The sequence below is a fragment of the Streptococcus oralis genome (assembly GCF_021497945.1).
Lineage (GTDB): Bacteria > Bacillota > Bacilli > Lactobacillales > Streptococcaceae > Streptococcus > Streptococcus oralis_BR.
On the sequence record NZ_CP046524.1, the window covers coordinates 303,039 to 329,554 of the forward strand.

At 42.7% G+C, this 26,516-nt stretch carries 27 protein-coding genes; 19 read left to right on the plus strand and 8 right to left on the minus strand.

Annotated elements, in window-relative coordinates; all coding sequences use genetic code 11:
- Positions 1-29: 29 nt before the first annotated feature.
- From GOM47_RS01580 to GOM47_RS01595, 4 genes are read right to left on the minus strand one after another with little or no spacing between them, the layout of a single operon-like run.
- Positions 30-659 (minus strand): bifunctional 4-hydroxy-2-oxoglutarate aldolase/2-dehydro-3-deoxy-phosphogluconate aldolase, encoded by a 630-nt coding sequence (locus GOM47_RS01580; protein ID WP_235080859.1) that lies wholly within the window; start codon positions 657-659, stop codon positions 30-32.
- A gap of 9 nt (positions 660-668) precedes the next feature.
- On the minus strand, positions 669-1,670 hold the full coding sequence (locus GOM47_RS01585) for a sugar kinase (protein WP_235080860.1): 1,002 nt from the start codon (positions 1,668-1,670) through the stop codon (positions 669-671).
- Positions 1,671-1,700: 30 nt separating this feature from the next.
- Entirely contained in the window at positions 1,701-2,342 is a 642-nt protein-coding gene (locus GOM47_RS01590) for an RpiB/LacA/LacB family sugar-phosphate isomerase (protein WP_235080861.1), read from the minus strand.
- 18 nt (positions 2,343-2,360) lie between these two features.
- Positions 2,361-3,176, minus strand: a complete 816-nt coding sequence (locus GOM47_RS01595; protein WP_235080862.1) for a gluconate 5-dehydrogenase — start codon at positions 3,174-3,176, stop codon at positions 2,361-2,363.
- 269 nt (positions 3,177-3,445) lie between these two features.
- Here GOM47_RS01595 and GOM47_RS01600 point away from each other — a divergent pair, with 269 nt between their 5' ends.
- Genes GOM47_RS01600 through GOM47_RS01635 form a run of 8 tightly spaced genes read left to right on the plus strand, consistent with a single transcriptional unit; the run spans position 3,446 to position 10,460 of the window.
- Positions 3,446-3,880 (plus strand): PTS sugar transporter subunit IIA, encoded by a 435-nt coding sequence (locus tag GOM47_RS01600; protein ID WP_007519198.1) that lies wholly within the window; start codon positions 3,446-3,448, stop codon positions 3,878-3,880.
- 11 nt (positions 3,881-3,891) lie between these two features.
- Complete coding sequence (locus tag GOM47_RS01605; protein WP_235080863.1) at positions 3,892-5,082, plus strand: glycoside hydrolase family 88 protein; 1,191 nt, start codon at positions 3,892-3,894, stop codon at positions 5,080-5,082.
- Between the two features lie 10 nt (positions 5,083-5,092).
- Positions 5,093-5,584, plus strand: a complete 492-nt coding sequence (locus GOM47_RS01610) for a PTS sugar transporter subunit IIB (RefSeq protein WP_009730649.1) — start codon at positions 5,093-5,095, stop codon at positions 5,582-5,584.
- A gap of 14 nt (positions 5,585-5,598) precedes the next feature.
- Positions 5,599-6,378: a PTS mannose/fructose/sorbose/N-acetylgalactosamine transporter subunit IIC gene (locus GOM47_RS01615; protein WP_000026610.1), complete on the plus strand. Its 780-nt coding sequence runs from the start codon at positions 5,599-5,601 to the stop codon at positions 6,376-6,378.
- Complete coding sequence (locus tag GOM47_RS01620; RefSeq protein WP_000148013.1) at positions 6,365-7,183, plus strand: PTS system mannose/fructose/sorbose family transporter subunit IID; 819 nt, start codon at positions 6,365-6,367, stop codon at positions 7,181-7,183. Before GOM47_RS01615 ends, GOM47_RS01620 begins: the two co-directional genes overlap by 14 nt.
- Positions 7,183-7,476, plus strand: a complete 294-nt coding sequence (locus GOM47_RS01625; protein WP_235080864.1) for a preprotein translocase subunit YajC — start codon at positions 7,183-7,185, stop codon at positions 7,474-7,476. The genes GOM47_RS01620 and GOM47_RS01625 overlap by 1 nt, the downstream gene beginning before the upstream one ends.
- Before the next feature lie 21 nt (positions 7,477-7,497).
- Positions 7,498-9,399: an alginate lyase family protein gene (locus GOM47_RS01630; protein WP_235080865.1), complete on the plus strand. Its 1,902-nt coding sequence runs from the start codon at positions 7,498-7,500 to the stop codon at positions 9,397-9,399.
- A 59-nt stretch (positions 9,400-9,458) separates the two neighbouring features.
- Entirely contained in the window at positions 9,459-10,460 is a 1,002-nt protein-coding gene (locus GOM47_RS01635; protein ID WP_000412460.1) for a LacI family DNA-binding transcriptional regulator, read from the plus strand.
- A gap of 110 nt (positions 10,461-10,570) precedes the next feature.
- Here the strand turns inward: GOM47_RS01635 and GOM47_RS01640 are convergent, their stop codons facing one another.
- The 3 genes from GOM47_RS01640 to GOM47_RS01650 are packed head-to-tail and all read right to left on the minus strand — an operon-like array spanning position 10,571 to position 11,669.
- A complete protein-coding gene (locus tag GOM47_RS01640; protein ID WP_084872233.1) occupies positions 10,571-10,906 on the minus strand; it encodes a hypothetical protein in 336 nt (111 codons plus the stop codon).
- A gap of 10 nt (positions 10,907-10,916) precedes the next feature.
- Positions 10,917-11,459 (minus strand): DUF3278 domain-containing protein, encoded by a 543-nt coding sequence (locus tag GOM47_RS01645; protein ID WP_235080866.1) that lies wholly within the window; start codon positions 11,457-11,459, stop codon positions 10,917-10,919.
- A 15-nt stretch (positions 11,460-11,474) separates the two neighbouring features.
- Positions 11,475-11,669: a helix-turn-helix transcriptional regulator gene (locus tag GOM47_RS01650; RefSeq protein ID WP_001082470.1), complete on the minus strand. Its 195-nt coding sequence runs from the start codon at positions 11,667-11,669 to the stop codon at positions 11,475-11,477.
- 162 nt (positions 11,670-11,831) lie between these two features.
- Here GOM47_RS01650 and rsmH point away from each other — a divergent pair, with 162 nt between their 5' ends.
- The 4 genes from rsmH to mraY are packed head-to-tail and all read left to right on the plus strand — an operon-like array spanning position 11,832 to position 16,351.
- Positions 11,832-12,782: a 16S rRNA (cytosine(1402)-N(4))-methyltransferase RsmH gene (gene rsmH / locus GOM47_RS01655; protein WP_000159388.1), complete on the plus strand. Its 951-nt coding sequence runs from the start codon at positions 11,832-11,834 to the stop codon at positions 12,780-12,782.
- Positions 12,783-12,792: 10 nt separating this feature from the next.
- A complete protein-coding gene (ftsL, locus tag GOM47_RS01660; RefSeq protein WP_000840795.1) occupies positions 12,793-13,110 on the plus strand; it encodes a cell division protein FtsL in 318 nt (105 codons plus the stop codon).
- A 3-nt stretch (positions 13,111-13,113) separates the two neighbouring features.
- Positions 13,114-15,369 carry a penicillin-binding protein PBP2X gene (gene pbp2X, locus GOM47_RS01665; RefSeq protein ID WP_235080867.1) on the plus strand — a complete coding sequence of 752 codons (2,256 nt, stop codon included), beginning with the start codon at positions 13,114-13,116 and terminating at the stop codon, positions 15,367-15,369.
- Position 15,370: 1 nt separating this feature from the next.
- On the plus strand, positions 15,371-16,351 hold the full coding sequence (gene mraY, locus GOM47_RS01670; protein WP_000625795.1) for a phospho-N-acetylmuramoyl-pentapeptide-transferase: 981 nt from the start codon (positions 15,371-15,373) through the stop codon (positions 16,349-16,351).
- A gap of 69 nt (positions 16,352-16,420) precedes the next feature.
- Here mraY and GOM47_RS01675 read toward each other — a convergent pair whose 3' ends face one another.
- Positions 16,421-21,544, minus strand: a complete 5,124-nt coding sequence (locus GOM47_RS01675; RefSeq protein ID WP_235080868.1) for an SIALI-17 repeat-containing surface protein — start codon at positions 21,542-21,544, stop codon at positions 16,421-16,423.
- A gap of 331 nt (positions 21,545-21,875) precedes the next feature.
- On the opposite strand from GOM47_RS01675, the gene GOM47_RS01680 reads away from it, so the two are divergent.
- The 7 genes from GOM47_RS01680 (at position 21,876) to GOM47_RS01710 (ending at position 26,503) form a co-directional block, all read left to right on the plus strand.
- On the plus strand, positions 21,876-22,121 hold the full coding sequence (locus tag GOM47_RS01680; RefSeq protein WP_000364980.1) for a YneF family protein: 246 nt from the start codon (positions 21,876-21,878) through the stop codon (positions 22,119-22,121).
- Between the two features lie 205 nt (positions 22,122-22,326).
- Positions 22,327-23,121: a glutamate racemase gene (gene racE / locus GOM47_RS01685; protein WP_000370363.1), complete on the plus strand. Its 795-nt coding sequence runs from the start codon at positions 22,327-22,329 to the stop codon at positions 23,119-23,121.
- The gene (locus tag GOM47_RS01690; RefSeq protein WP_000182437.1) at positions 23,118-24,089 is read left to right on the plus strand and encodes a nucleoside-triphosphate diphosphatase; all 972 of its coding nucleotides are present in this window, start codon (positions 23,118-23,120) and stop codon (positions 24,087-24,089) included. Before racE ends, GOM47_RS01690 begins: the two co-directional genes overlap by 4 nt.
- The gene (locus tag GOM47_RS01695) at positions 24,065-24,586 is read left to right on the plus strand and encodes a metallophosphoesterase (RefSeq protein WP_001118938.1); all 522 of its coding nucleotides are present in this window, start codon (positions 24,065-24,067) and stop codon (positions 24,584-24,586) included. Before GOM47_RS01690 ends, GOM47_RS01695 begins: the two co-directional genes overlap by 25 nt.
- Positions 24,583-25,044: a cyclic-di-AMP-binding protein CbpB gene (gene cbpB / locus GOM47_RS01700; RefSeq protein ID WP_000560696.1), complete on the plus strand. Its 462-nt coding sequence runs from the start codon at positions 24,583-24,585 to the stop codon at positions 25,042-25,044. Before GOM47_RS01695 ends, cbpB begins: the two co-directional genes overlap by 4 nt.
- Positions 25,041-25,775: a site-specific tyrosine recombinase XerD gene (xerD, locus tag GOM47_RS01705; RefSeq protein WP_321159577.1), complete on the plus strand. Its 735-nt coding sequence runs from the start codon at positions 25,041-25,043 to the stop codon at positions 25,773-25,775. The genes cbpB and xerD overlap by 4 nt, the downstream gene beginning before the upstream one ends.
- On the plus strand, positions 25,775-26,503 hold the full coding sequence (locus GOM47_RS01710) for a segregation/condensation protein A (RefSeq protein ID WP_000351883.1): 729 nt from the start codon (positions 25,775-25,777) through the stop codon (positions 26,501-26,503). Before xerD ends, GOM47_RS01710 begins: the two co-directional genes overlap by 1 nt.
- Positions 26,504-26,516 lie beyond the last annotated feature (13 nt).

Consider the following 26,516-nt stretch of genomic DNA (forward strand, 5'->3'; position numbering starts at 1 on the left):
AGTGTTAACTTATCCTTTTTCACTTCATTTTATCTGAGTGTAACATACTGTTGGGCAACCTCGCTGATGCGGTCAAAGTCGCCTTGGGAAGCGAGTTTATTGAGTTCGCCACCAATTCCAACGGCGTCTGCACCAGCAGCGAACCATTGAGGGATGTTGTTTAGGCCGACTCCTCCGGTTACCATTACGGAAACTTGTGGGATCGGTGCCTTGACTGCAGAGATATATGCTGGACTGAGAGCACTACCTGGGAAGAGTTTGATGATTTCACTACCGGCTTCAAGTGCAGTCGTTATCTCTGTGAGAGTAATACAGCCTGGAATGTAGGGAGTGCTATAGAGATTGCACATTTTTGCAGTTTCAGCATGGAAAGATGGAGAAACAACGTAATTTGCTCCGGCTAGAATAGCATCTCTAGCAGTTACGGCATCAAGCACAGTACCTGCACCGATACAAACACTCTGATCGTCCTGATACAAGTCTACAAGTTCCTTGATGATTTGCCCTGCATACTGATTGGTATAGGCGATTTCAATTGCTTTGATACCGCCCTTGATACAAGCAATCGAGGCTTGCAGTCCTTCTTCCTTTGTATTTCCTCGAATGACAGCGACAATTTTCTGTTTTTTTAGTTCAATAATCGTATCTGATTTGGTCATGTAATTCTCCTAACGAATGATATCTTGTGTATTTGCCAGTAATTTTTCAATACTAGCTGCCGAAGTGGAGAGGTGGTCTCCTGGGAGAGTGCATTTGAGAGTGGCACTGGCAACTGCAAAGTCAATGGTAGTTTTTAGGGAGGAATGATGGAGTAGTTGGTAAAGGGCACCAGATATAAAGGCATCCCCGCTACCAACTCGTTGATAGACTGCAGTTTTTAGTTGGACAGACTCTTCAAATCGTTCTCCCAGAGCATAGGCCTGATAGATATTTTTGTCTTGCTCATCACTAGAGCGGAGGGTATGGAAAATGGCCTTGAAACCATAGGTTTCTTTTAAAAGTCGCATGCGATTTTCCACCTCTTTTAGGCTGGCACTGTCTCTTGGAAACATCTCTAGATTTTGGTCATCAATCATGAGAGGATCAATACCAAAGCAATAATCAGCGAAATGAGCAAACTTAGAAAATTCATACTTAGCTTCTAGGACTGAAATCATCTTTGTTCTCAGATTGAGATCCATTGAAATGATAATCTCTCGGCGCTTGGCTTCTTCCAAGAGTAGGAGAAGGAGCGTACGGACCTCTTGACCGATAGCTACGGTGATTCCACTGAAATGAAAATGGCTAATCTCCTGAAAGAGAGAATCCATATCTAGCATGTTTGGCCGAATCTGGCTGATACTCGTATGTTTGCGGTCGTAGAAAACTTCACTTTGACGACAACCAAAGCCGTTCTCTAAATAGTAGAGGCCGATTCGATCGCCAAGCCGACAGATTGAACTGGTATCGATTTGGTGCTGTTTCAAGAATGTGATAAAACGATCTCCAATCTCGTTGGCAGGGAGTGCGGTAAAGACTTTCGTTGAGATACCCAGAGCTTGCAAATTACAAGCGATATTAATTTCTGATCCGCCAAAATAAGTCGAACTGGCAACATGATCGCCGATACTGGTGGCATCTAATGGTGAGATTCGAATTAATGGTTCGCCAAACAGTAAGATTTTCGTCATCCATTAGTTCCTTTCTGGTTTAGAATAGCTTTACTTGGCTAATACTTCTTTCAAATAAGTAGCGACTTCATCATCTTGGCAGTTTTCAAAGAAGTATTCTTGGAAGTATTTGCCAGAGATGGTGTCTTTGAGGAAGTCTTGGTCGATTGTTTTAAGGATGGTCATCAAATCATTGTGGGTGATTTGTTTCACCTCGTTCAAGATACGAGCGTTGTGTTGTTCAGGGATCACACGTTCTCTTGGGTAGCCACCACCCATTTCTTCAGCAAATAAGCGTTCAAACATCAATTTGAGGGTCAGTTCTGCCCCCCAACCAAATCCTTTGGCATAAGGAATAGACAAGGCGTTACCACCATTGATTTGAGAATAAAGGTAAGCGTCAGTTGGATCCACTGCTAGACCACAGACAACACCAGGGAAACTGTTCAAAGCAAGCATAGCCCCTACACCTGTACCACAGCCGGTAACAACAAAGTCAACTGCTTTTGTATTTAAAAGGATGGCAGCCATTAGGCCGTTTTGTACGTATGTTAATGGATTTTCACCTCCTTCTCCACGCATACCATAGTTAAATAATTGGTAGCCTTTTTTATCTGTTGCTTCTTTCAGACTATCGTAAATAATGTGATTCTTGCTAGCTTGACTATTTTCATTGATTAATGCGATTTTCATAAGATCTTCTTTCTATTTTTACTCAGGTTGTTTTCCGATGTAGGCTAAGATACCGCCATCTACATATAAGATGTGGCCATTGACAAAATTGCTGGCATCACTAGCGAGAAAGACAGCAGGGCCCATCAAATCTTCAGGATTTCCCCAACGTGCAGCAGGTGTTTTTGCAATGATGAACTGGTCAAATGGGTGGCGAGAACCATCTTCTTGCAACTCACGAAGAGGTGCTGTTTGAGGAGTGGCAATATAACCCGGTCCAATTCCGTTACATTGGATATTGGCTCCACCGTATTCAGACGCAATGTTGCGGGTCAACATTTTCAAGCCTCCTTTAGCGGCAGCATAAGCGCTAACTGTTTCACGTCCCAGTTCGCTCATCATCGAACAAATATTGATAATCTTTCCATGCCCTTTCTTTATCATAGAAGGAATAACTGCCTTTGAAACGATAAATGGTGCGTTTAAGTCAATATCGATGACCTTACGGAAATCAGCGACGCTCATTTCGCACATTGGAACTCGGCGGATAATACCAGCGTTATTAACGAGGATGTCAATGACACCAACCTCTTGTTCGATTTGCTTGACCATGGCTTGGATACCGTCCTCGTCTGTCACGTCACAGACATATCCATGGGCTTCGATGCCAACTTCACGATAAGCTTCAATCCCTTGATTGACCAGATCTTGATTGATATCGTTAAAGACAATAGTAGCGCCGGCCTCAGCGTAGGATTTGGCAATAGCAAATCCAATTCCATAAGAAGCGCCGGTGATGAGAGCAATTTTTCCTTTTAAAGAAAACTGCTCAATTGAGAATGATGTATTTGTCATTTGATACTTCCTTTCAAATTTGTTAAGACTTCTCTATAACCAAATTATATTCTAGTAAACCGGTTTTGTCAATGGTTAAATATTTTTATTTCCAAAAATCTTTGTTTTCCTAAAAAACGGAAGATTTTGAAATTTTTGTCTATTATATTGGTTAAATAAGCAATGAAAGCGCTAATATTTTTTTAAAAAACTATTGACAAGATAAAAATAAAGGGTTACAATGGGAAATGTAAAGTAAACCGGTAAACTCAAACAAGAAAGGAGAAAAGATGAAAATTGTACTTGTAGGGCATGGACATTTTGCCACAGGGATTTATAGTTCTTTACAATTGATTGCAGGCAATCAAGAAAATGTGGAGGCGATTGACTTTGTGGAAGGAATGTCAGCAGATGAACTCAAGCAAAAAATCTTACTTGCAATTTCAAATGAAGAAGAAGTTTTAATTCTAAGTGACCTCTTGGGAGGATCGCCATTCAAGGTTTCTTCTACTATAATGGGAGAAAATCCAGCCAAAACAATGAATGTTCTCTCGGGTTTGAACTTAGCCATGTTAATGGAAGCAGTCTTTGCTAGAATGGCTCATAGCTTTGATGAGGTTGTTAATAAATCAGTAGCGGCGGCCCAGGGCGGAGTCGTAAATGGTAAAGAATTGTTTTCAACGGATGCAGAGGCAGAGGAAGAAGATTTCGAATCGGGTATTTAAAGGGTAAAAGAATGATAAAAAAGGTTACGATTGAAGAAATAAAATCGCCTGATCGCTTCTTAGAAGTACCACTTCTGACGAAAGAAGAAGTCGGCCAGGCAATTGATAAGGTTATTCGGCAGTTAGAACTCAACCTTGACTATTTCAAGGAAGATTTCCCGACGCCAGCTACCTTTAATAATGTCTATCCAATCATGGATAACACGGAATGGACCAATGGTTTCTGGACAGGAGAACTGTGGTTGGCTTATGAATACAGTCAACAGGATGCATTTAAAAACATCGCTCGTAAAAATGTTCTTTCTTTCCTGGATCGTGTCAATAAGAGAGTAGAATTGGACCACCATGATCTCGGTTTCTTATACACACCATCTTGTATGGCTGAATATAAGATAAATGGAGATGGGGAGGCTAGAGAAGCGGCCTTGAAAGCTGCAGATAAGTTGATTGAACGCTATCAAGAAAAAGGTGGCTTTATTCAAGCTTGGGGAGACTTGGGCAAGAAAGAGCATTACCGTTTGATTATCGACTGCTTGCTCAACATTCAACTCTTGTTCTTTGCTTATCAAGAAACAGGTAATCAAAAATACTACGATATTGCAGAAAGTCATTTCTATGCTTCAGCTAATAATGTAATTCGTGATGACGCTTCGTCCTTCCACACCTTCTATTTTGATCCTGAGACAGGTCAACCCCTTAAAGGTGTAACGAGACAAGGGTATAGTGATGATTCATGCTGGGCACGTGGTCAATCATGGGGAGTCTATGGTATTCCTTTGACTTATCGTCACCTGAAAGACGAGTCCTGCTTTGACTTGTTTAAGGGTGTAACCAATTATTTCTTGAATCGTCTTCCAAAAGATCATGTTTCCTATTGGGATTTGATTTTTAATGATGGTAGTGATCAATCACGAGATTCTTCAGCAACAGCTATCGCCGTCTGTGGGATTCATGAAATGCTAAAACATCTCCCAGAGGTGGATGCTGACAAAGATATTTATAAACATGCTATGCATGCCATGCTTCGTTCCTTGATCGAACATTATGCAAATGATCAATTTACCCCTGGTGGGACAAGTCTCCTCCACGGTGTGTACTCATGGCATTCAGGTAAAGGAGTGGATGAAGGCAATATCTGGGGTGACTACTATTACCTAGAAGCGCTAATCCGTTTCTACAAAGACTGGAACCTATATTGGTAGGAGGAGAAATATGACAACGCCAAATATTATTATGACCCGTATCGATGAACGTTTGATTCACGGGCAAGGGCAACTTTGGGTAAAATACTTAGGTTGTAATACGGTCATTGTTGCCAATGACGAAGTGAGCACGGACAAGATGCAACAAACTCTGATGAAAACAGTTGTGCCAGACTCAGTTGCCATGCGTTTCTTCCCTTTGCAAAAGGTGATTGATATCATTCACAAAGCTAATCCTGCTCAAACAATCTTTATCGTTGTAAAGGATGTGAAGGACGCTTTAACCTTGGTAGAAGGTGGTGTCCCTATCAAAGAAATCAATATCGGGAACATTCACAATGCTCCTGGTAAAGAGCAAGTGACCCGCTCCATCTTCCTAGGTGAAGAGGACAAGGCAGCCCTCAAGGAATTGAGCCAAAAGCATCAAGTAACATTTAATACGAAAACAACTCCAACAGGAAATGACGGAGCTGTTGAAGTTAACATTCTGGACTATATTTAAAAGAGGAGATCGTTATGTCGATTAATGTATTTCAAGCGATTTTAATTGGATTATGGACAGCTTTCTGTTTTAGTGGAATGCTGTTAGGGATTTACACCAATAGATGTATTGTTCTGTCATTTGGTGTCGGAATTATTCTAGGTGATTTGCCTACTGCTCTTGCAATGGGAGCTATTGGTGAATTGGCTTATATGGGATTCGGTGTTGGTGCTGGAGGTACTGTTCCACCAAACCCAATCGGACCTGGTATCTTTGGTACCTTGATGGCTATCACTAGCGCTGGTAAAGTCAGTCCAGAAGCGGCTCTTGCCCTCTCTACTCCGATTGCTGTGGCGATTCAATTCTTACAAACTTTCGCCTACACTGTACGTGCTGGTGCGCCTGAAACAGCGATGAAGCACTTGAAAAACCATAATTTGAAGAAATTTAAGTTCACTCTAAATGCAACAATTTGGTTGTTTGCCTTTATTGGATTTACCTTGGGTTGCTTGGGTGCCCTTTCAATGGATACCTTGTTGAAACTCGTAGACTACATTCCACCAGTATTGCTTACAGGTTTGACAGTTGCTGGTAAAATGCTCCCAGCTATCGGTTTTGCGATGATCTTGTCAGTGATGGCTAAGAAAGAGTTGATTCCGTTTGTCTTGTTGGGATATGTTTGTGCAGCTTATCTAAATATCCCAACAATTGGTATTGCAATTGTTGGTACTATCTTTGCTTTGATTGAATTTTATAACAAGCCAAAAACAGCGGATCATGTGGTAGAGGAGGAAGCACACGATGACTGGATCTAACAAATTAACAAAACGTGATTATCTTAAAACGTCTTTGCGGGCATTCTTTTGTCAAAATGGATTTAACTATAGTAACTATCAAGGGTTGGGATATGCCAATGTGATGTATCCTGCTTTGAAAAAACATTATGGAGAGGATCAGGAAGGTTTCTACCAAGCCTTGGAAGAAAACTGTGAATTCTATAATACCAACCCACACTTCCTGCCTTTTATTACCAGCTTGCACCTTGTAATGTTGGAAAATGGCCGACCAGCAAAAGAAACACGTAGCATCAAGATGGCCTTGATGGGACCATTGGCAGGTATTGGGGATTCTCTTTCTCAATTCTGTTTAGCTCCTTTGTTCTCAACCATCGCAGCTTCGTTTGCTCAAGAAGGCTTGGTTGTCGGTCCAATCTTGTTCTTCCTTGCGATGAATACGATTTTGACAGCGATTAAATTGTCAACTGGTCTGTATGGATACAAACTAGGAACGACTGTGATTGATAAACTAAGCGAGCAGATGGCAACGATTTCTCGTATTGCCAATATTATCGGTGTAACCGTAATTGCTGGTTTGGCGGCGACATCTGTTAAAATTATGGTGCCGATTACCTTTGCTGCAGGGGAAGTTAAGGCAGATGCTAAACAAAGTATCGTAAGTATTCAGGGAATGCTTGATAAGGTTGCTCCAGCTCTTCTACCAGCCCTATTTACACTTTTAGTTTATTACTTGATCAAAGAAAAGAAATGGACAACATATAAACTTGTTATTTTAACAGTTATCATCGGAATTATCGGAAGCTGGCTTAAGATTCTGGCTTAATGGATACGACATTGTTTTATGGAATAGTGATTGTCTTGGCAGTGAGCCCCCTTTTACTGTCAAGCTTTCAGTCTATTCGTCAACAAAAGTTGCTTCACAAACAGATGGAGCAACGACAAGAGTATCTTGCTTCTTTAACATCTGGTGATGAAGTATTGTTGTTGTCTGGAATTCATGGAAAAATCATTTCTATCAAAGATGAATTGCTCTCTTTGCAGATTGCAAAAGGAGTGGTCATCTATGTAGAGAAGGAAAGTGTAATGGGAAAGACAAAAGAACTGCTTTTTAAGTAGTTCTTTTTCTGGTAATAGATAATGAAAGAAGAAAGAAGACAATTTTTTGAAAGAGTTGATGGGGACCAATGTCGTGACTATATCTTGTCCCACTGTTCAAAAGACTATGAGAAAGTCAAGAATTCCCTTGAACGCTTGATGGACAATCGTTTTATGTTTGATAGTCCTTGGGACATGGAACCTTGTTCAACGATCCATCAAATCCAGCCGATGGTATGGGATCAAGTATTTGAAGATGATCCAGAATGGACTTATATGCTCAATCGACAAGAATATCTCTTGCAGTTTATGATAGGGTATCTGGTAGAAGGAGATGAGGGCTATATTCAAAAGTGCAAGTTCTTTCTATTTGATTGGATTGAGCAGGTGAGAGAGTTTCCTCCTCAATCTTTGATGACTAGAACCTTGGATACGGGCATTCGTTCCTTTACCTGGTTGAAACTACTCTTGCTCATCTTGAAATTTGACTTGCTAGAAGAGGAGGAACTAGAGAAAATTTTGGTCAGTTTAGAAAAGCAGATTGACTTTATGAAAAGCCACTATCGTGCCAAGTACACTCTTAGTAACTGGGGGATTTTACAAACGATTCCGATACTTGCAATCTACCATTTCTTTTCAGATAAGATTGACCTAGAAGAAGCTTACCGTTTTGCTTCAGAGGAGTTGAAAAAGCAAATTGAGACGCAGATTTTAGAGGATGGAAGCCAGTTTGAACAGTCGATTCTCTATCATGTAGAGGTTTATAAAGCCTTGCTAGACTTGTGTATATTGCTTCCAGACTTGCAAGATAGCTTTCAAGAGTTGATGGAAAAGATGGCGACTTACATTCAAATGATGACAGGCTTGGATGGACGGACTTTGGCTTTTGGTGATAGTGATTCTACAGAAACGGCAGAGATTTTGAGCCTGTCTGCTGTGGTTTTGAACAAGGAAGACCTTCTTAACGGTCTGGATGTTAAAGTCGATTTGGTTAGTCTCTTGTTTCTGGGGCGAGAAAAGGTCAAGCAACTGCAGGAATTTGAAAAGAGAGCTTGGCAGCCTAAGTTCAGGATCTTTGAAGACTCTGGGCATGTCTGCATTAAGGATGAACATCGTTATCTATTTTTCAAAAACGGCCCGCTGGGAAGTTCCCATAGCCATAGTGACGAGAATAGTTTTTGCTTACAGTATCAAGGTCAACCGATTTTCATAGATGCGGGGCGTTATTCTTATCGGGAGATAGATGAACGTTATCTCTTAAAGAGTGCCTGGAGTCATTCGACCTGTATGGTAGATGGGAAAGCTCCAGAAAGGATCGTGGGATCCTGGGAATATGAATACTATCCTCACTCCCTATTTTGTCACCACAAAGAAAGAGAGGGAGTGCATTATATTGAGGGGGCTTATTTGTCAGCAGAACCTGATTTGCCTTATCTTTACAGGAGAAAAATTCTCATGTTGGCAGAGGATGTCTGGCTCTTGGTAGATGATATCAGGTGTCAAGGTCAGCATGAGGCGTTGACTCAGTTTATCCTTGACAAGGATGTGACCTATCAAGATGGGAAAATCAATCAGTTGAAACTATGGAGTGAAGTTGATTTTGATTTGGAAGCTACCATTATTTCTCCTAAATACAATGAGTTTGAAAAAAGTAGCAAACTCACCAAACACCAATTCTTTGAGAATCAGATGCTGGATTATACCATCATTGCGCATGAGAGTTTTGAAATCATCCGTCATTCTGTTTACCAGACAGATGGTCATCAAGTAGAAAATGCTCTGGCCTTTGAAGTGAAAAATGACGAAACAGACAAGCTGATTCTGTTGTTAAGCGAGGATATTTGTGTAGGTGAAAAATTATGCCTCATTGACGGAACAAAAATGCGTGGGAAATGTCTAGTATATGATAAAATAAATGAGAGAATGATTCGCTTGCAGTGCTAGAAATAGGCATTTTGAATGGTGAATATGTTATACTAAGTATTAGTAGGAGGTGTTTTAGATTGGAGAAGAAACTGACCATAAAAGACATTGCAGAAATGGCTCAGACCTCGAAAACAACCGTGTCATTTTACCTAAACGGGAAATATGAAAAAATGTCCCGAGAGACACGTGAAAAGATTGAAAAAGTTATTCATGAAACAAATTACAAACCGAGCATTGTTGCGCGTAGCTTAAACTCCAAACGAACAAAATTAATTGGTGTTTTGATCGGTGATATTACCAACAGTTTCTCGAACCAAATTGTTAAGGGAATTGAGGATATCGCCAGCCAGAATGGCTACCAGGTAATGATAGGAAATAGTAATTACAGCCAAGAGAGTGAGGACCGGTATATTGAAAGCATGCTTCTCTTGGGAGTAGACGGCTTTATTATTCAGCCGACCTCTAATTTCCGAAAATATTCTCGTATCATCGATGAGAAAAAGAAGAAAATGGTCTTTTTTGATAGTCAGCTCTATGAACACCGGACTAGCTGGGTCAAAACCAATAACTATGATGCCGTTTATGACATGACCCAGTCCTGTATCGAAAAAGGTTATGAGCATTTTCTCTTGATTACAGCGGATACGAGTCGCTTGAGTACTCGGATTGAGCGGGCAAGTGGTTTTGTGGATGCTTTAACAGATGCTAATATGCGCCACGCCAGTCTAACCATTGAAGATAAGCATACGAATTTGGAACAAATTAAGGAATTTTTACAAAAAGAAATCAATCCCGATGAAAAAACTCTGGTATTTGTTCCTAACTGTTGGGCCCTTCCTCTAGTCTTTACCGTTATCAAAGAGTTGAATTATAACTTGCCACAAGTTGGGTTGATTGGTTTTGACAATACGGAGTGGACTTGCTTTTCTTCTCCAAGTGTTTCGACGCTGGTTCAGCCCGCCTTTGAAGAAGGACAACAGGCTACAAAGATTTTGATTGACCAGATTGAAGGTCGCAATCAAGAAGAAAGGCAACAAGTCTTGGATTGTAGTGTGAGTTGGAAAGAGTCGACTTTCTAAGATGAAAGGGAAATGACTTGCAACCTCTGTTAAGAAATAAAAGAATCCCATCTAGCATGAGCTGGATGGGATTGTTTGCCTATAAAATGAGAAATTATGGGAGTGATCTCCTAAATCAACTGTTTTTGATCTACTTCTTTAACCACTTGATAAAAGTTATAGAAGTAGACCAAACTTGAGATGATGGTTACGACTAGGAATATTGAAAATTTCCATTGGACAGGGTTGGTTAGAAGCTGTGGAAAGGATATAAGGAGGAAGAAGAGGGCGGCGTTGAGGACAGGTACCCGTTTTGATTGCATTTTCTCAAGTCCTTTATTGAGTGCAGGAAGAAAGAGGAGTAAGAGTATTAAAACTGTATGAGAAACAGCTCCTGAAACAAGGGCGAAGGAAAGGAAAATACTGATAAAAACATGACCGATCAGTAGTCTAGCTAGTGATTTCATAAGGCACCTCCTAGTCGTCTTCTTGCTCTTTCTTGGCTTTTCGAATGCGAAGAGAGACAACAATTTGCATCATCAGTCCAAAAAAGAACGCTCCCAGTATAGTTTTTAAAATATGTTTTGAATTCAGAAGAGAACTGATGAAATTTGGATTTTCACTGGTTAGGGTATCGATGAGTGGCATTATAAAAAATATCGCTATGCCGTAGATTAGACCGGCTTTTAGACCAGGAAAATGCAGTTGTTTACTTTCTTTCTTACTTAACATTTCGGGATCAATAGCTGTGATGCCCGTTTTCTTGGTTTGAGAGACCACATAGAGGGCAGCTACCATCGAAATGCCAAACACCACGAGAGGATAGCCGATAGCGACAATTTGCGGGTATTTATAAGCAAGGACAAAGGGGATGAGGTTGCCAAATATCATCAGATAAAAGAGAACGATAAAGACTTGATTCCCGATACGATCGACCTCGCGCCGTTTGTGTTCATCAAGGGGGCCGGAAATGCCGTATGTGCGTTTGATAAGTTTGTCAGTGAGAGTTTCTTTTTTCATTTGTTTGCTCCTTTTTTAAAAATCGTCTTCCCAAAAGAGACTGTTGAGGTCAGTTTGGAGGCTACGGGCGAGATTGAGACAAAGTTCCAAAGTTGGATTGTACTTGTCGTTTTCAATCATGTTGATGGTCTGTCTCGAGACACCGATATCTTTGGCGAGCTCGAGTTGGGAAATACCCAGTTCCTTGCGGAATTCTTTGACACGATTCATCTGTTCTCCTTTCTGATATGTCGTATATATTTGACCATATTATATTTTTTTAGGAGGAAGGTGTCAAGTATATACGACATTTTTTGGAGAATTTTTTTCGAAGGTCTTTAGCTTTGTCTGACAAGTGCAAGCTGGTCAGATTTGTGGTAAAATAGATAGGATATGACAAAAGAATTTCATCATGTAACGGTCTTGCTTCATGAAACGATTGATATGCTTGACGTAAAACCTGACGGTATCTACGTGGATGCGACTTTGGGTGGAGCAGGCCATAGCGAATATTTATTAAGTAAATTGAGCGAAAAAGGGCATCTCTATGCTTTTGACCAGGACCAGAATGCTATTGACAATGCGCAAAAACGTTTGGCACCCTATATCGAAAAGGGGATGGTAACCTTTATCAAGGATAACTTCCGTCATTTGCAGGCACGTTTGCAAGAGGCTGGTGTCCAGGAAATTGATGGAATTTGTTATGACTTGGGAGTGTCCAGTCCTCAGCTGGATCAGCGTGAGCGTGGCTTTTCTTATAAAAAGGATGCGCCACTGGATATGCGGATGAATCAGGAAGCTAGTTTGACGGCCTATGAGGTGGTCAATCATTATGACTATCATGACTTGGTTCGGATCTTTTTCAAGTATGGGGAGGATAAGTTTTCTAAACAGATTGCCCGCAAGATTGAGCAAGCACGTGAGGTGAAACCAATTGAGACAACGACAGAGTTGGCAGAGATTATCAAGTCGGCCAAGCCTGCCAAGGAGCTCAAGAAAAAGGGACACCCTGCCAAGCAGATTTTCCAGGCTATCCGAATCGAAGTCAATGATGAGCTAGGGGCAGCAGACGAATCCATCCAGCAGGCCATGGACATGCTGGCTCTGGATGGGAGAATCTCAGTCATTACCTTCCATTCGCTGGAAGACCGCTTGACCAAGCAGTTGTTTAAGGAGGCTTCAACAGTGGAAGTTCCCAAAGGCTTGCCCTTCATTCCAGATGATCTTAAGCCTAAGATGGAATTGGTATCCCGCAAACCAATCTTGCCAAGTGCCGAAGAGCTAGAAGCCAACAATCGTTCGCATTCAGCCAAGTTGCGCGTGGCTAGAAAAATTCACAAGTAAGAGGAAAAACATGGCAGAAAGAATCGAAAAAACAAGTCAGTTATTGCAAACGAAGTTTAAAGGTTTTTCACGTGTGGAAAAGGCCTTCTATGTTTCGATTGCTGCAACAATGATTATCCTGGCAATTAGCGTTGTGTTTATGCAAACCAAGCTATTACAAGTTCAGAATGAATTGACCAAGGTCAATGCTCAAATCGAAGAAAAGAAAACTGAGCTAGACGATGCCAAGCAAGAGGTCAATGAATTGATTCGTTCAGAACGTTTGAAAGAGATTGCAAACTCCAAGGATTTGCAGCTGAATAACGAAAATATCCGAGCAGCGGAGTAAGAAATGAAACATTGGAAAGAAAAAATCATCCGTTATGCCGTTCGTAATCGTAAATCTCCAGAAGAAAATCGTCGAAGAGTAGGAAAAAGCCTGAGTTTATTGGCTGTCATACTCTTCGCTGTCTTTTTGGTCAACTTTGCGGTCATTATCGGAACGGGTAAAAAATTTGGTAAGGACTTGGTTCAAGAAGCAAACAAGGTCCATCAAACAACCAAGACGATTCCTGCAAAACGAGGAACCATCTACGATCGTAATGGAACGCCTATTGCTGAGGATGCGACTTCGTATAATATCTATGCCGTTATTGACAAGACCTACAAGTCAGCAACAGGCAAAATTCTCTATGTAGAGGATTCTCAATTTAATAAGGTGGCTGAGATTTTCCATAAATACCTAGATATGGAAGAGTCTTATGTCAAAGAACAGCTTTCTCAACCAGATCTAAAACAGGTATCCTTTGGTACCAAGGGAAATGGGATCACCTATGCCAATATGATGGCTATTAAAAATGACCTCAAAACTGCTGGCGTTGAGGGAGTTGACTTCACAACTAGCCCTAACCGTAGTTATCCCAATGGACAGTTTGCTTCTTCCTTTATCGGTTTAGCGCAACTCCATGAAAATGAGGATGGGACCAAACGTTTGATTGGGACATCTGGATTGGAGAGTTCTTTAAATAACATTCTGGCGGGTACAGATGGGATTATCACCTATGAGAAGGATCGTCTGGGAAATATTGTTCCGGGTACGGAGCAGGCTTCCCAACACATGGTAGACGGAAAGGATGTTTACACAACCCTTTCTAGTCCTTTGCAATCCTTTATGGAAACCCAGATGGATGCCTTCCAGGAAAAGGTAAAAGGCAAGTATATGACGGCTACCTTGGTCAGCGCTAAAACAGGGGAAATCCTCGCTACGACCCAACGTCCGACCTTCAATGCCGATACCAAGGATGGCATCACAAAAGACTTTGTCTGGCGAGATATTCTTTATCAAAGTAACTATGAACCAGGATCAGCCATGAAGGTTATGACGTTAGCTTCTTCTATTGATAATAATACCTTCCCAAGTGGAGAATACTTTAACAGTAGTGAATTGAAAATAGCTGACGCGACCATTCGAGATTGGGATGTTAATGATGGTTTGACTACTGGTGGGATGATGACTTTCTCACAAGGTTTCGCTCACTCCAGTAATGTTGGAATGAGTCTACTTGAACAAAAAATGGGAGATGCTACTTGGTTGGATTATCTAAACCGCTTTAAGTTTGGAGTGCCGACGCGTTTTGGTCTGACTGATGAGTACACAGGTCAATTGCCTGCAGATAATATTGTCAATATTGCCATGAGTGCATTTGGTCAGGGGATTTCTGTAACGCAGACCCAGATGCTACGTGCCTTTACAGCCATCGCCAATGATGGGGTTATGTTGGAGCCTAAATTTATCAGCGCCCTCTATGACCCGAATGACCAGTCTGTTCGTAAGTCTCAAAAGGAAATCGTCGGAAATCCTGTATCAAAAGCGGCAGCTTCCTCTACTCGGGATCACATGGTCATGGTCGGAACAGATCCTGTCTATGGTACCATGTACAACCACAGTACAGGAAAGCCAAATGTCAATGTTCCGGGGCAAAATGTCGCTCTGAAATCCGGGACTGCTCAGATTGCTGATGAGAAGAATGGGGGTTACCTGACAGGTGAAACCAACTATATCTTCTCTGTTGTGTCGATGCATCCTGCAGAAAATCCTGACTTTATCCTCTATGTAACGGTGCAACAGCCAGAGCATTATTCGGGTGTTCAGCTTGGGGAGTTTGCCAACCCAATCCTTGAGCGAGCTTCTGCCACGAAAGAGTCCCTCAATCTTCAGTCAACTGCCAAGAGCTTGGATCAGGTCAGCAAGACGACAAGCTATACCATGCCAGCTACCAAGGACTTTACTCCAGGAGACCTAGCAGAGGAATTGCGTCGTAACCTTGTCCAACCAATCGTTATCGGAACAGGAACCAAGATCAAGGAACTCTCGGTTTCTGAAGGAGATAATTTGGAAGCCAATCAGCAGACCTTGATCCTGTCAGATAAGGTCGAAGAAATGCCTGATATGTATGGCTGGACAGATGAAAATGTGCAAACATTTGCCAAATGGCTGAATATAGAAGTCGAGTGGGAAGGTAGTGGCAAAACGGTCAAGAAACAAAGTGTCCGTGCCAATACAGCCCTCAAAGACCTTAAAAAAATGAAAATAACTTTAGGAGATTAAGATGATTAGTTCCATTAGTGCTGGAGTTCTAGCCTTTCTATTGACCTTGATAGGTATTCCAGCCTTTATCCGATTTTATCGAAAAGCACAGATTACAGGTCAGCAGATGCACGAGGATGTCAAGCAACACCAAGCTAAAGCTGGGACTCCAACCATGGGAGGTCTTGTCTTCCTGATCGTTGCAGTTGTTGTGAGCTTCCTTGTCGCTCTCTTTACCCAACAATTGACCAACAATGTCGGCATGATTTTGTTTATCTTGGTTTTGTATGGTTTGGTAGGTTTTTTGGATGATTTCCTCAAGGTCTTTCGTAAGATTAACGAAGGCTTAAATCCCAAGCAAAAGCTTGCTCTCCAGCTCCTTGGAGGAGTGATTTTCTACCTCTTTTATGAGCGTGGTGGCGACATGCTTTCAGTCTTTGGCTACCAAGTTCATCTAGGCATTTTCTATATTTTCTTTGCCCTTTTCTGGCTAGTTGGCTTTTCAAATGCGGTGAATCTGACGGACGGGATTGACGGCTTAGCAAGTATTTCCGTAGTGATTAGCTTATCGGCCTACGGTGTGATTGCTTATATGCAAAATCAACTGGATATCCTTCTTGTGATTCTTGCCATGATTGGTGGTTTATTAGGCTTCTTCGTCTTTAACCACAAGCCTGCCAAGGTTTTCATGGGAGATGTGGGAAGTTTGGCTCTAGGTGGGATGCTGGCAGCAATCTCTATGGCTCTCCACCAAGAATGGACCCTTTTGCTGATTGGGATTATCTATGTCTTTGAGACAAGCTCTGTTATGATGCAGGTTACCTACTTCAAACTCAGTGGTGGAAAGCGTATTTTCCGTATGACGCCTGTCCACCACCATTTTGAACTTGGAGGATTCTCAGGCAAGGGCAATCCTTGGAGCGAGTGGAAGGTTGACTTCTTCTTTTGGGGAGTTGGGCTTCTAGCAAGTCTCTTGACCTTAGCCTTTTTATACCTACTGTAAAACTAACTTTTGATGACAAAATAAAACAGGATGAAGGGAATCTTCATCCTGTTTTTGTGTGCTTAAAGGTTAGTTGGAGTCATCCTTTCTTCCTTTTAACATAAAAGTGCCTGTAAGGGCTAGGCTGAGTCCTGCTAAGAAGAGGAGTGGGTTGGACGCTTCTCCTGTTGCTGGAAGTTCTTCTTTAGGAGAATGATTTCCAGTTTTCGCAGGGATCGGACTAGCTGAAAGTTGTTCGGCCTCGTGTGCCAAGGTTTCTGCATCTGAAGTACTTGGTTTTTCATCTGTACTAGGGGTTGTTCCAGCAGCTTGATAGACGACAGCATAGGTACTGAAATGACTAGTGATGAATTCTGCCTTTCCGTCTTGAACGGTGAAATCAAGGGCTTGCAACTCCTTGGTCGGAGTGATGTAGTAGATGTTTTCTACGCTAGCTGAAATAGGCAAGCGAACCAAGACAGAGCCTTTTGGCTGCAAGCTATGATTGGTTGGATTTTTCAGTTGTAGGTCGTAAGCATCATAGGTCTTGCCAAAGAGTTCCTGAGCTAGGACACGTCGGCTAGAAACGTGAGAAATTCCTTCTAAGTCGCTGGCTCCACCGATGAATTCTACTCCAGTCTCCTTATCTTTTAAGACTTGAACTGGATAGTCAGGAAGGCTAAGGCTTGGAGCGGCCTGATCTCCGCTAGTTCCGATAGGTTTAGTGTATTCAGGTTTTTCAACAGTAGGAGTTTCCTCTTGACCTGCTGTTCCGATAGGTTTGGTGTATTCAGGTTTTTCAACAGTAGGTGCTTCCTCTTGACCTGCTGTTCCGATAGGTTCGGTGTATTCAGGCTTTTCTACAGTAGGAGACTCTTCTTGCCCCGCCGTTCCGATAGGTTCGGTGTATTCAGGCTTTTCTACAGTGGGTGGCACTTCTTGCCCTGCAGTCCCGATAGGTTTAGTGTATTCAGGAATTTCAACAGTAGGAGCTGGTTCCTCTCCCTTGCTTGTAGTTGGCTGACTCTCGTCAACCTTTTTCTCATCCTTTTTAGTAAAGACGGCCACGATAGGGCTGCTTGTGGTATTTCCTTGAATGGTATAAGCTTCAATGGCATTTCCAGCTTTGCGATTGGTTTCGTCAGGGATTGGGATTTGAACTTGATTGTCTTGGATTGATAGGATAGTCTGATCCCCACTGGTAACCAGATGCGTTTCATCCACCTTACGCAAAACTAGAGGATCTTTGACTCCTGGGAAGGTCACTGCGATGGCTTCCCAATCTCCAGCTGGTAGGCTTAAGGAAATGGTTTTGTCATTTTCCTTAAGAGGCGCAATGCTCGGGCTATCTATACCAACAGCAGGAGCTTTGATGATATCAAAGGAGTCTAGAGAGATTTTCTTGCGACCTTCTGGCGAATCTGGATCAACTTGTAATGTCAGGGTATGCGGACCGTCAGTGAGATTTGTAAATTCGCCAATAAAAGCTCTCTTTTCAGTTGCACCTGAAGTGTAGAAGTCTAGACTTGGCATTTCTTTGCCATCTAGTGTAACACGTGCTCGTCCAAGAGCGAGGCTCTTTAAGCCAAAGATACGAATACCCGTCCCTGTAAAGGAAATAGTTGCCTGAGCTTCTGAAGCTGCACTAGAGTCGCTGTTGTTAATATCAGCGTATTTTTCCGTACCTCCGTAGAGTTCAGGGTCAGACCAGTCCTTAAACTGGGCACCATACTGGATGCGCGAATCGCGATCATCTATTTTTTCAATCGTATTGCCTGTTCCTGCTAGGATCTTGAAGTAGTCTAATGAAATTTTCGAGCGCTCACTACCACGTCCTTTGTGCTCACGTTTAACACTAAGAGTCAATGTGTGAGGTCCGTCAGATAGTCCTGCGAAGCGACCAATGAGACTACCTTTTTCAGTTGCTCCAGCAGTATGGAAGTCAAGCTCCCCGACTTCTTTGCCATCAATTTTAGCAGTGGCAAGACCTAGTTCAGACGATTTCAGTCCATAGATTTCGATACCAACGCCAGTGAAAGGAATGGTAGCAGTGAGATCTTCGTCTGTGTAGTCTCCTTTTGAAAGGTCAGCAAATTTCTCTGTTCCTCCAAATAATTCTGAGTCTGCCCAGTTTCCAAAGGCAGCTCCGTACTGGATGCGGCTATCTCGGTCGTCCATCAACTCGCTATAGGTTTCGACAGTGGCCTGTTCAGAAACTTGTGTGGAAACTTCGCCCAGCATAGCCTTGACAGTATAAGTATAGGCGAGTTGAGGATTTAGTGATCGGTCAATAAAGTGGGTTTGATTGGTTACAAATTCTCTGGTCGCAGAGGTTTGGCCAGTTTCGTCTTTCACTTGTCTTTGGATGACATAGTGGGTAGCGCCTTCTACTTGGTTGAAGGTAAGTTCGGCAGTGACTCCATTTTGTCGAACGGCTGTCAGACTGGTCACACGGCCAGGGAAATGTTCAAAGGTAATGACGTCACCTTTTTGCGTTGCAAGCTGGATACGATTATCTTTAAGGATCGTTGCCTTGACTGGTTTGCCATTGACCTTGATTTGGCTAGCTTCGATATTTGGATAATCTACAACCAGGTCTCCACCGACATTTGAAAGGAAGGACAAGCTTTGCAGGTTTTTATCTTTCCACTTCATGCTGACTTCAAAGTTACCACGGGCAACCAAGCCAGAAACTTGACCGTCTTTCCATGCATCTGGAAGGGCTGGCAATGGTGCAATATAGCCAGTGTGTGATTGGAGAAGCATTTCTGCCATCCCACTGGTCGCTCCAAAGTTTCCGTCGATTTGGAAAGGCGCGTGGGTATCCCAAAGGTTTTCTAGAGTTGAGTACTTGAGCTGTTCAGCGAGTAAGCGATGGGCACGGTTACCGTCCAGCAGACGAGCCCAGAGGTTGATTTTATTGGCCTTAGACCAACCAGTCCCCCCATCTCCACGGTGATTCAAGGTAGCACGCGCAGCCTCTAGGTATTCAGCCTGGTCCTTGCTAAAGAGCGTACCTGGGAAGAGACCAACTAGATGGGAAACGTGGCGGTGGTGATTTTCAATCCCTTCATTGGTGAATTGCGGACTGTCTTCTTCGTACCATTCTTTGATACGGCCCTCTTTATTGATGTGAAGTGGTTTAAGTTTGTCAAATTTAGCCTTGACCTCTGTGACTAAGTCTTTGTCGACATTCAGATGGTTGGCAACTTCCATGTAGTCGTGGAATAGCTGCCAGACTAGCGATTGGTCAAAGGTATTTCCGATGGTGATGGTACCGTGTTCTGGTGAGTAGGATGGAGAAGACACCCAACGGTCACTGGCCTGGTCATAGTGCAAGAAGGAGTTCCAGAACTTGGCAGTCTCTTTCAACATAGGATAGATCTTTTCTTTGAGATAGGTCTCATCCTTGGTGAATTTGTAGTAGTCATAGACATTCTGCATCATCCAAGCGTTGGCTGCTGGAGACCAACCCCAATAGTAATTCCAGCCTGGAGTAGTCCAGCCAAATGGTGTCGCCTGGGTGTGGACCAGCCAACCATTTTCTTGTCCGTCTTTGGATTCGATACCTGCGTATTCCTTGGCAGCGATACGGCCATAATAGCGCATGTCATCAATGTAATTGATCATTGGCTTGGCAGTTTCAGCAAGGTTGCTCATGTAAGCTGGCCAATAGTTCATTTGCAAATTGACATTGAGGTGGTAGTCAGCGTTCCAAGGTGGATTGTCTACAGCGTTCCAGACTCCTTGGAGGTTGGCAGGAAGAGCATCTGTCCGATCACGAGACGAACTGATGAGTAGATATCGGCCATATTGGAAGAAGAGTTCTTCCAATTTTTGCCCTTTTTCTGGGTTATAGCCTTGAAGGGCCTCTTTTGTCGTTTGAGTAGTCTTGGTTCCGCCTAGATTTAGTTTAACGCGGTTAAAGAGACTTTGATAGTCCTTGATATGGGCCTTTTTCAGTGTCTCGTAGTCTTTGGCCTTAGCTGCTTCGACAATCCCTTTAACTGTTTTTTCGAGGTCAATGTCTTTTCGATAGTTGGTTTTTGGATTCTGAGCAAAGTTAGTCTTGGCACTGAGATAGAGGGTCGCATAACTTGCGCCTGTAACGGTTAGAGTTTCGTCCTGAACAGTCACCTTTCCGTCCGTTTTAATTCCTAGATAGGATGCAAATTGAAGGCCGTTATCTTTGACAGTTCCCTTTAGAAGGATTCCGTTTGCATCTGTAGTGACATGACCATTCTTATAGTTAGAATATTCCCAAGAGTAGTTGCCATTAGCAAGCAAGTCTTCTGTCAAACTGTTCCAAAGGGTAAAGTCAAGTGTCTTGTTTCCTTTTTTGGTCAAGTAGGTCACAGTGATATCATCAGGATAACTGGAGAAGGTTTCGCGTTTGAAAGTCGTCCCATCTTGGGTGTAAGAAGTGGTCGTAGTGGCTTCAGTGATATCCAAACCACGATGATAATCTGTTACAGTATCTAACCCTTTCTTCTGGTTATTAAAGACCATGAAGATATCTCCAAAGGCTAGGTAACGTCCATACTGGGCGTTGTTTGGTCCAACTAGATTTTGTTCAGCGAGCTGTTTTGCTTTTTGGCGGTCGCCAGCTTCGAGGGCTTTACGTATCTCTGCTAAAACCTTGTAGCGATCCTTGTAGTTTCCTCCGTTATAGTCGGTGCTATCGGGTTGTGGCCCTCCTGACCAGAGGGTCTTTTCGTTGTACTGGATTCTCTCTTCCCCAATGAGTCCGAAAACCTTGGCTCCCATTTCTCCATTTCCGACAGGGAGGGCTTGTTTTTCCCATCCATCATAGGAGGGAGCTGTTGGTTGATCGTAGTTGAGTTGATAGTTTTCTTGTTTTGTCACAGGTTGGTCTGCTTTTTCAGGTTCCTTATTTTCTTTAGCTTCTACAATGGCTTCTTCACTAGCTTGACTATTTGTCGTCTGAGTCTCCTCAGCTGGCTTGTTTTCGGAAACTACTGGACTCTCGGCTAGAGACGGTTTTGTAGTTTCAGTAGCTTCAGCAGCTTTGGGTTCACTATCAGGCTTAGTGATAGCTTCGACAGAGGTTGGTTCAGTTTGCTTGACCTCAACACTGTCTGCAGCTACAGTATGGTTGACTAGAAAAACAGCCCCCAGTAAAACAGAAGCAGTCCCAACCGTCAGCTTGCGGATGCTATAGCGACAGGATTTCTCCCAAAAGTGTTTTTTCATAAAACCCTCCTTCGTTTATTAGAAACCGCTTACATTTTATAAAGCAGTTTCGTTTAATTTGTTTCTATTTATCTCCTCACCTCCCATTCTAATGGTCGTTTAGCATTTGTCAAGAGCTTTTTAGCAAGATACATATTTGTTGTTGTTTTTTCTTAAAATAGTAGAAGAAAGAGAGGAAAGGGTGGAATTATTCGTAATTTCATAGTTCAATCTGATTGTAAGACTAGCTTAGAATTGGCTTAACCCCCTCTTGAAAGCGTAAAACAAACTAGTCAGGAAAGTCACTTTATGGTATAATATAGAAGACTCAAAAAGAAACAGGAGAAAAAGAATGGATTTACTTTTAGCAATTATCTTGATTGTGCTAGCTTTTCTAGGAGGAGCTCTTGGAGGTATGTACTTGGTTCGTAAGCAAATTGAAAAAGAATTTGCGGACAACCCACGTTTGAATGCTGAGGCAGTTCGTGCTCTCTTGAGCGCAAATGGTCAAAAACCAAGCGAAGCCAAGGTACAACAAGTTTACCACCAAATCATCCGCCAACAAAAAGCAGCCCTTGCTAACAATAAAAAGAAATAAATAGGAAAAGTCTGGGATGAAAGTTCCAGACTTCTCACTATGTTCAATAGTTCTCAATGATAAGACTTTTTCCTTGCATTCTATTGATATTTGATTATGATTAAGAGAGAGGAAGTTGACATTTTATCAAGCTGTCTATCCGATCGTTCAGGACAAGGAATCATGATGAACTATCAATCAGAAAAAAGACTAGAAAGAAGACTGTATGGATAATCGACCAATTGGTTTTTTGGATTCGGGTGTCGGGGGCTTGACTGTTGTTCGTGAGCTCATGCGCCAGCTTCCCCATGAAGAAATCGTCTATATTGGAGATTCGGCACGGGCACCCTATGGTCCCCGCCCTGCTGAGCAAATTCGTGAATATACTTGGCAGTTGGTCAACTTTCTCTTGACCAAGGATGTCAAGATGATTGTCATTGCTTGTAATACTGCGACTGCGGTCGTCTGGGAAGAAATCAAGGCCAAACTAGACATTCCCGTTCTAGGTGTGATTTTGCCAGGAGCTTCGGCAGCTATCAAGTCCAGTCAAGGTGGGAAAATCGGGGTGATTGGAACTCCCATGACGGTACAATCAGACATCTACCGTCAGAAAATCCATGATTTGGATCCAGACTTACAGGTGGAAAGTTTGGCCTGTCCCAAGTTTGCCCCCTTGGTTGAATCTGGTGCCTTATCAACTAGTGTAACCAAGAAAGTGGTTTATGAAACCCTGCGTCCCTTGGTCGGCAAGGTGGATAGCTTGATTCTGGGTTGTACCCATTACCCGCTCCTTCGCCCCATCATCCAAAATGTCATGGGACCAGATGTAAAACTCATCGATAGTGGGGCAGAGTGTGTACGGGATATCTCGGTTTTACTGAACTATTTTGAAATCAATCGTAGCCGAGATGCGGGGCCTCTTCAACATCGTTTTTACACAACAGCCAGTAGCCAAAGTTTTGCCCAGATTGGGGAAGAATGGCTGGAAAAAGAGATTCATGTGGAGCATGTAACATTATGACAAATAAAATTTATGAATACAAGGATGACCAGGACTGGTATGTCGGTGTCTGGGATGTCTATGGAGGCATCTATAGCCTTATCAAAGATTCTCTCGAGCTTGATTTTATGGATTTAGCGCGGATTTTTCGTGACGAGGAAAATGGCTTTCCGATTACGATAACGGTGATGCGCTGGTCTTCTAACTTCCGTCTGCTCTCCTTTATCGTTGAGATTTTAAATGCTGAAGCAGGCCGCAATCTAGAAGTCATCCAACGTCAGGGTGCCCTGCTCTTGATTGAAAATGGACAGCTTTTGCATGTCGAATTGCCTAAAGAAGGAGTTGAAGTGGAAACCTTCTTTGAAACTAGCAAGGTCAGAGAAACTCTGCTCATTGCGACTCGTAACGAAGGAAAGACCAAGGAATTCCGAGCTATCTTTGACAAGTTAGGCTACGATGTGGAAAATCTCAATGACTATCCAGATTTGCCTGAAGTAGCTGAAACAGGTATGACCTTTGAAGAAAATGCCCGCCTCAAAGCAGAAACCATTTCCCAATTAACAGGCAAGATGGTGCTAGCAGATGACTCAGGTCTCAAAGTCGATGTCCTCGGCGGTTTGCCAGGAGTCTGGTCAGCCCGTTTTGCAGGTGTGGGAGCAACCGACCGTGAAAACAATGCCAAACTCTTGCACGAATTGGCCATGGTCTTTGAACTCAAGGACCGTTCGGCTCAATTCCACACAACCCTAGTCGTAGCTAGTCCAAACAAGGAAAGCTTGGTGGTTGAAGCTGACTGGCCAGGTTATATCAACTTTGAACCCAAGGGTGAAAATGGCTTTGGTTATGATCCGCTCTTCCTTGTGGGAGAGACAGGTAAGTCAGCAGCTGAATTAACCCTTGAAGAAAAAAATAGCCAATCCCACCGTGCCTTAGCCGTTAAGAAACTTTTGGAGGTATTTCCATCATGGCAAAGCAAACCATCATTGTAATGAGTGATTCCCATGGCGATAGCTTGATTGTGGAAGAAATTCGTGATCGTTATCTGGGGAAAGTTGATGCCATTTTTCACGATGGTGACTCAGAACTCCGTCCAGACTCTCCGCTCTGGGAAGGCATTCATGTCGTCAAAGGAAATATGGACTTTTATGCTGGCTACCCAGAACGGTTGGTGACTCAACTTGGTCCCACTAAGATCATCCAGACGCATGGACACTTGTTTGACATCAATTTCAACTTTCAAAAGTTGGACTACTGGGCTCAGGAAGAAGATGCCGATATCTGTCTCTATGGTCACTTGCATGTGCCTAATGCTTGGATGGAAGGCAAAACACTCTTTCTCAATCCAGGCTCCATCAGCCAGCCACGAGGAACCATCAGAGAATGCCTCTATGCTCGTGTGGAGATTGATGACAGCTATTTCAAAGTAGACTTTTTGACACGTGATCATGAGATTTATCCAGGCTTATCCAAGGAGTTTGCTCGATGATTGCCAAGGAATTTGAAGCATTTTTACTGGAGCAGGAAGAAACTTTTCTTACCCCTGCTGAGAATCTAGCAGCCTTGATTGATACCCATAACGCTGACCATGCAATTTTGGTGCTGAGCCAAATCACCTATACCCGTATCCCTGTTGTGACCTTTGACAAACGCTTTGTCGGAACCATTGGTCTGAGAGACATTTTGGCTTATCAAATGGAGCAAGGTTTGACAGATGAGCAGATGGCAACAACAGATATCGTCAATATGACCAAGACAGATGTGGCAGTCGTCGCTCCAGACTATAACATCACTGAAGTCCTCCATAAACTGGTAGATGAACCTTTCTTGCCAGTCGTAGATGATGAAGGAATTTTCCAAGGAATCATCACGCGCAAGTCCATCCTCAAGGCCGTCAATGCCCTTTTGCATGACTTTAGTAAGGAATATGAGATTCGATGCAAATGAGAGATAGGATTTCAGACTTTTTAGAGAAAAAGCAGGGATTGTCTGCCAATTCAAAGCAATCTTATAAGTATGATCTGGAGCAGTTTTTAGACATGGTAGGGGAACGGATCTCTGAGACCAGTCTCAAGATTTACCAAGCTCAGCTAGCCAATCTAAAAATCAGCGCTCAGAAGCGAAAACTTTCGGCCTGTAACCAATTTCTCTACTTTCTCTATCAAAAAGGAGAAGTGGACAGTTTTTACCGTCTGGAATTAGCCAAGCAAGCTGAAAAGAAGACTGAGAAACCAGAGATTCTAGACCTAGACTCTTTTTGGCAGGAAAGTAATTATCCAGAAGGACGCTTGCTGGCGCTTCTTATCTTGGAAATAGGGCTCTTACCAAGTGAGATTTTAGCTCTCAAGGTTACGGATATCAATCTGGATTTTCAAGTGTTGAGAATCAGCAAGGCTTCCCAACAGAGGATTGTAGCCATTCCTAGGACCTTGATTCCAGAGCTAGAACCCTTGATGGGGCAGACCTATCTCTTTGAAAGGGGTAGGAAAACTTATTCTCGTCAGTGGGCCTTTCGTCAGCTAGAGTCCTTTGTCAAGGAGAAAGGTTTCCCAACCTTATCAGCCCAAGCCTTGCGGGAACAGTTCATTCTAAGACAAATAGAAAACAAGGTCGATTTTTACGAAATTGCAAAAAAATTAGGATTAAAAACAGTCCTGACCTTAGAAAAATATAGATAATGGATATTAAATTAAAAGATTTTGAAGGGCCCCTGGACCTGCTCTTGCACCTAGTCTCAAAGTACCAGATGGATATCTACGATGTGCCTATCACAGAAGTCATCGAACAGTACCTAGCCTATGTCTCAACCCTGCAGGCCATGCGTCTGGAAGTGACGGGCGAGTATATGGTCATGGCTAGTCAGCTGATGCTGATCAAGAGTCGCAAGCTCTTGCCAAAGGTAGCAGAAGTGACAGACTTGGAGGATGACCTGGAGCAGGACCTTCTCTCTCAAATCGAAGAATACCGCAAGTTCAAGCTCTTGGGTGAGCACTTGGAGGCTAAGCACCAAGATCGGGCCCAGTACTATTCCAAAGCGCCAACAGAGTTGATTTACGAGGATGCGGAGCTTGTACATGACAAGACGACCATTGACCTCTTTTTGGCTTTTTCAAATATTCTAGCCAAGAAAAAAGAGGAATTCGCTCAGAATCACACGACCATCTTGCGGGATGAGTATAAGATTGAGGATATGATGGGCATTGTAAAAGAGTCCTTGACTGGACGAGACCAGTTGCGTTTGCAGGATTTGTTCAAGGAAGCCCAGAATGTTCAAGAGGTCATTACCCTCTTTTTGGCGACCTTAGAGTTAATCAAAACCCAGGAACTGATCCTCGTACAAGAGGAGAGTTTCGGAGATATCTATCTCATGGAAAAGAAGGAAGAAAGTCAAGAGGCACAAAGCTAGACTTGATAGAGAG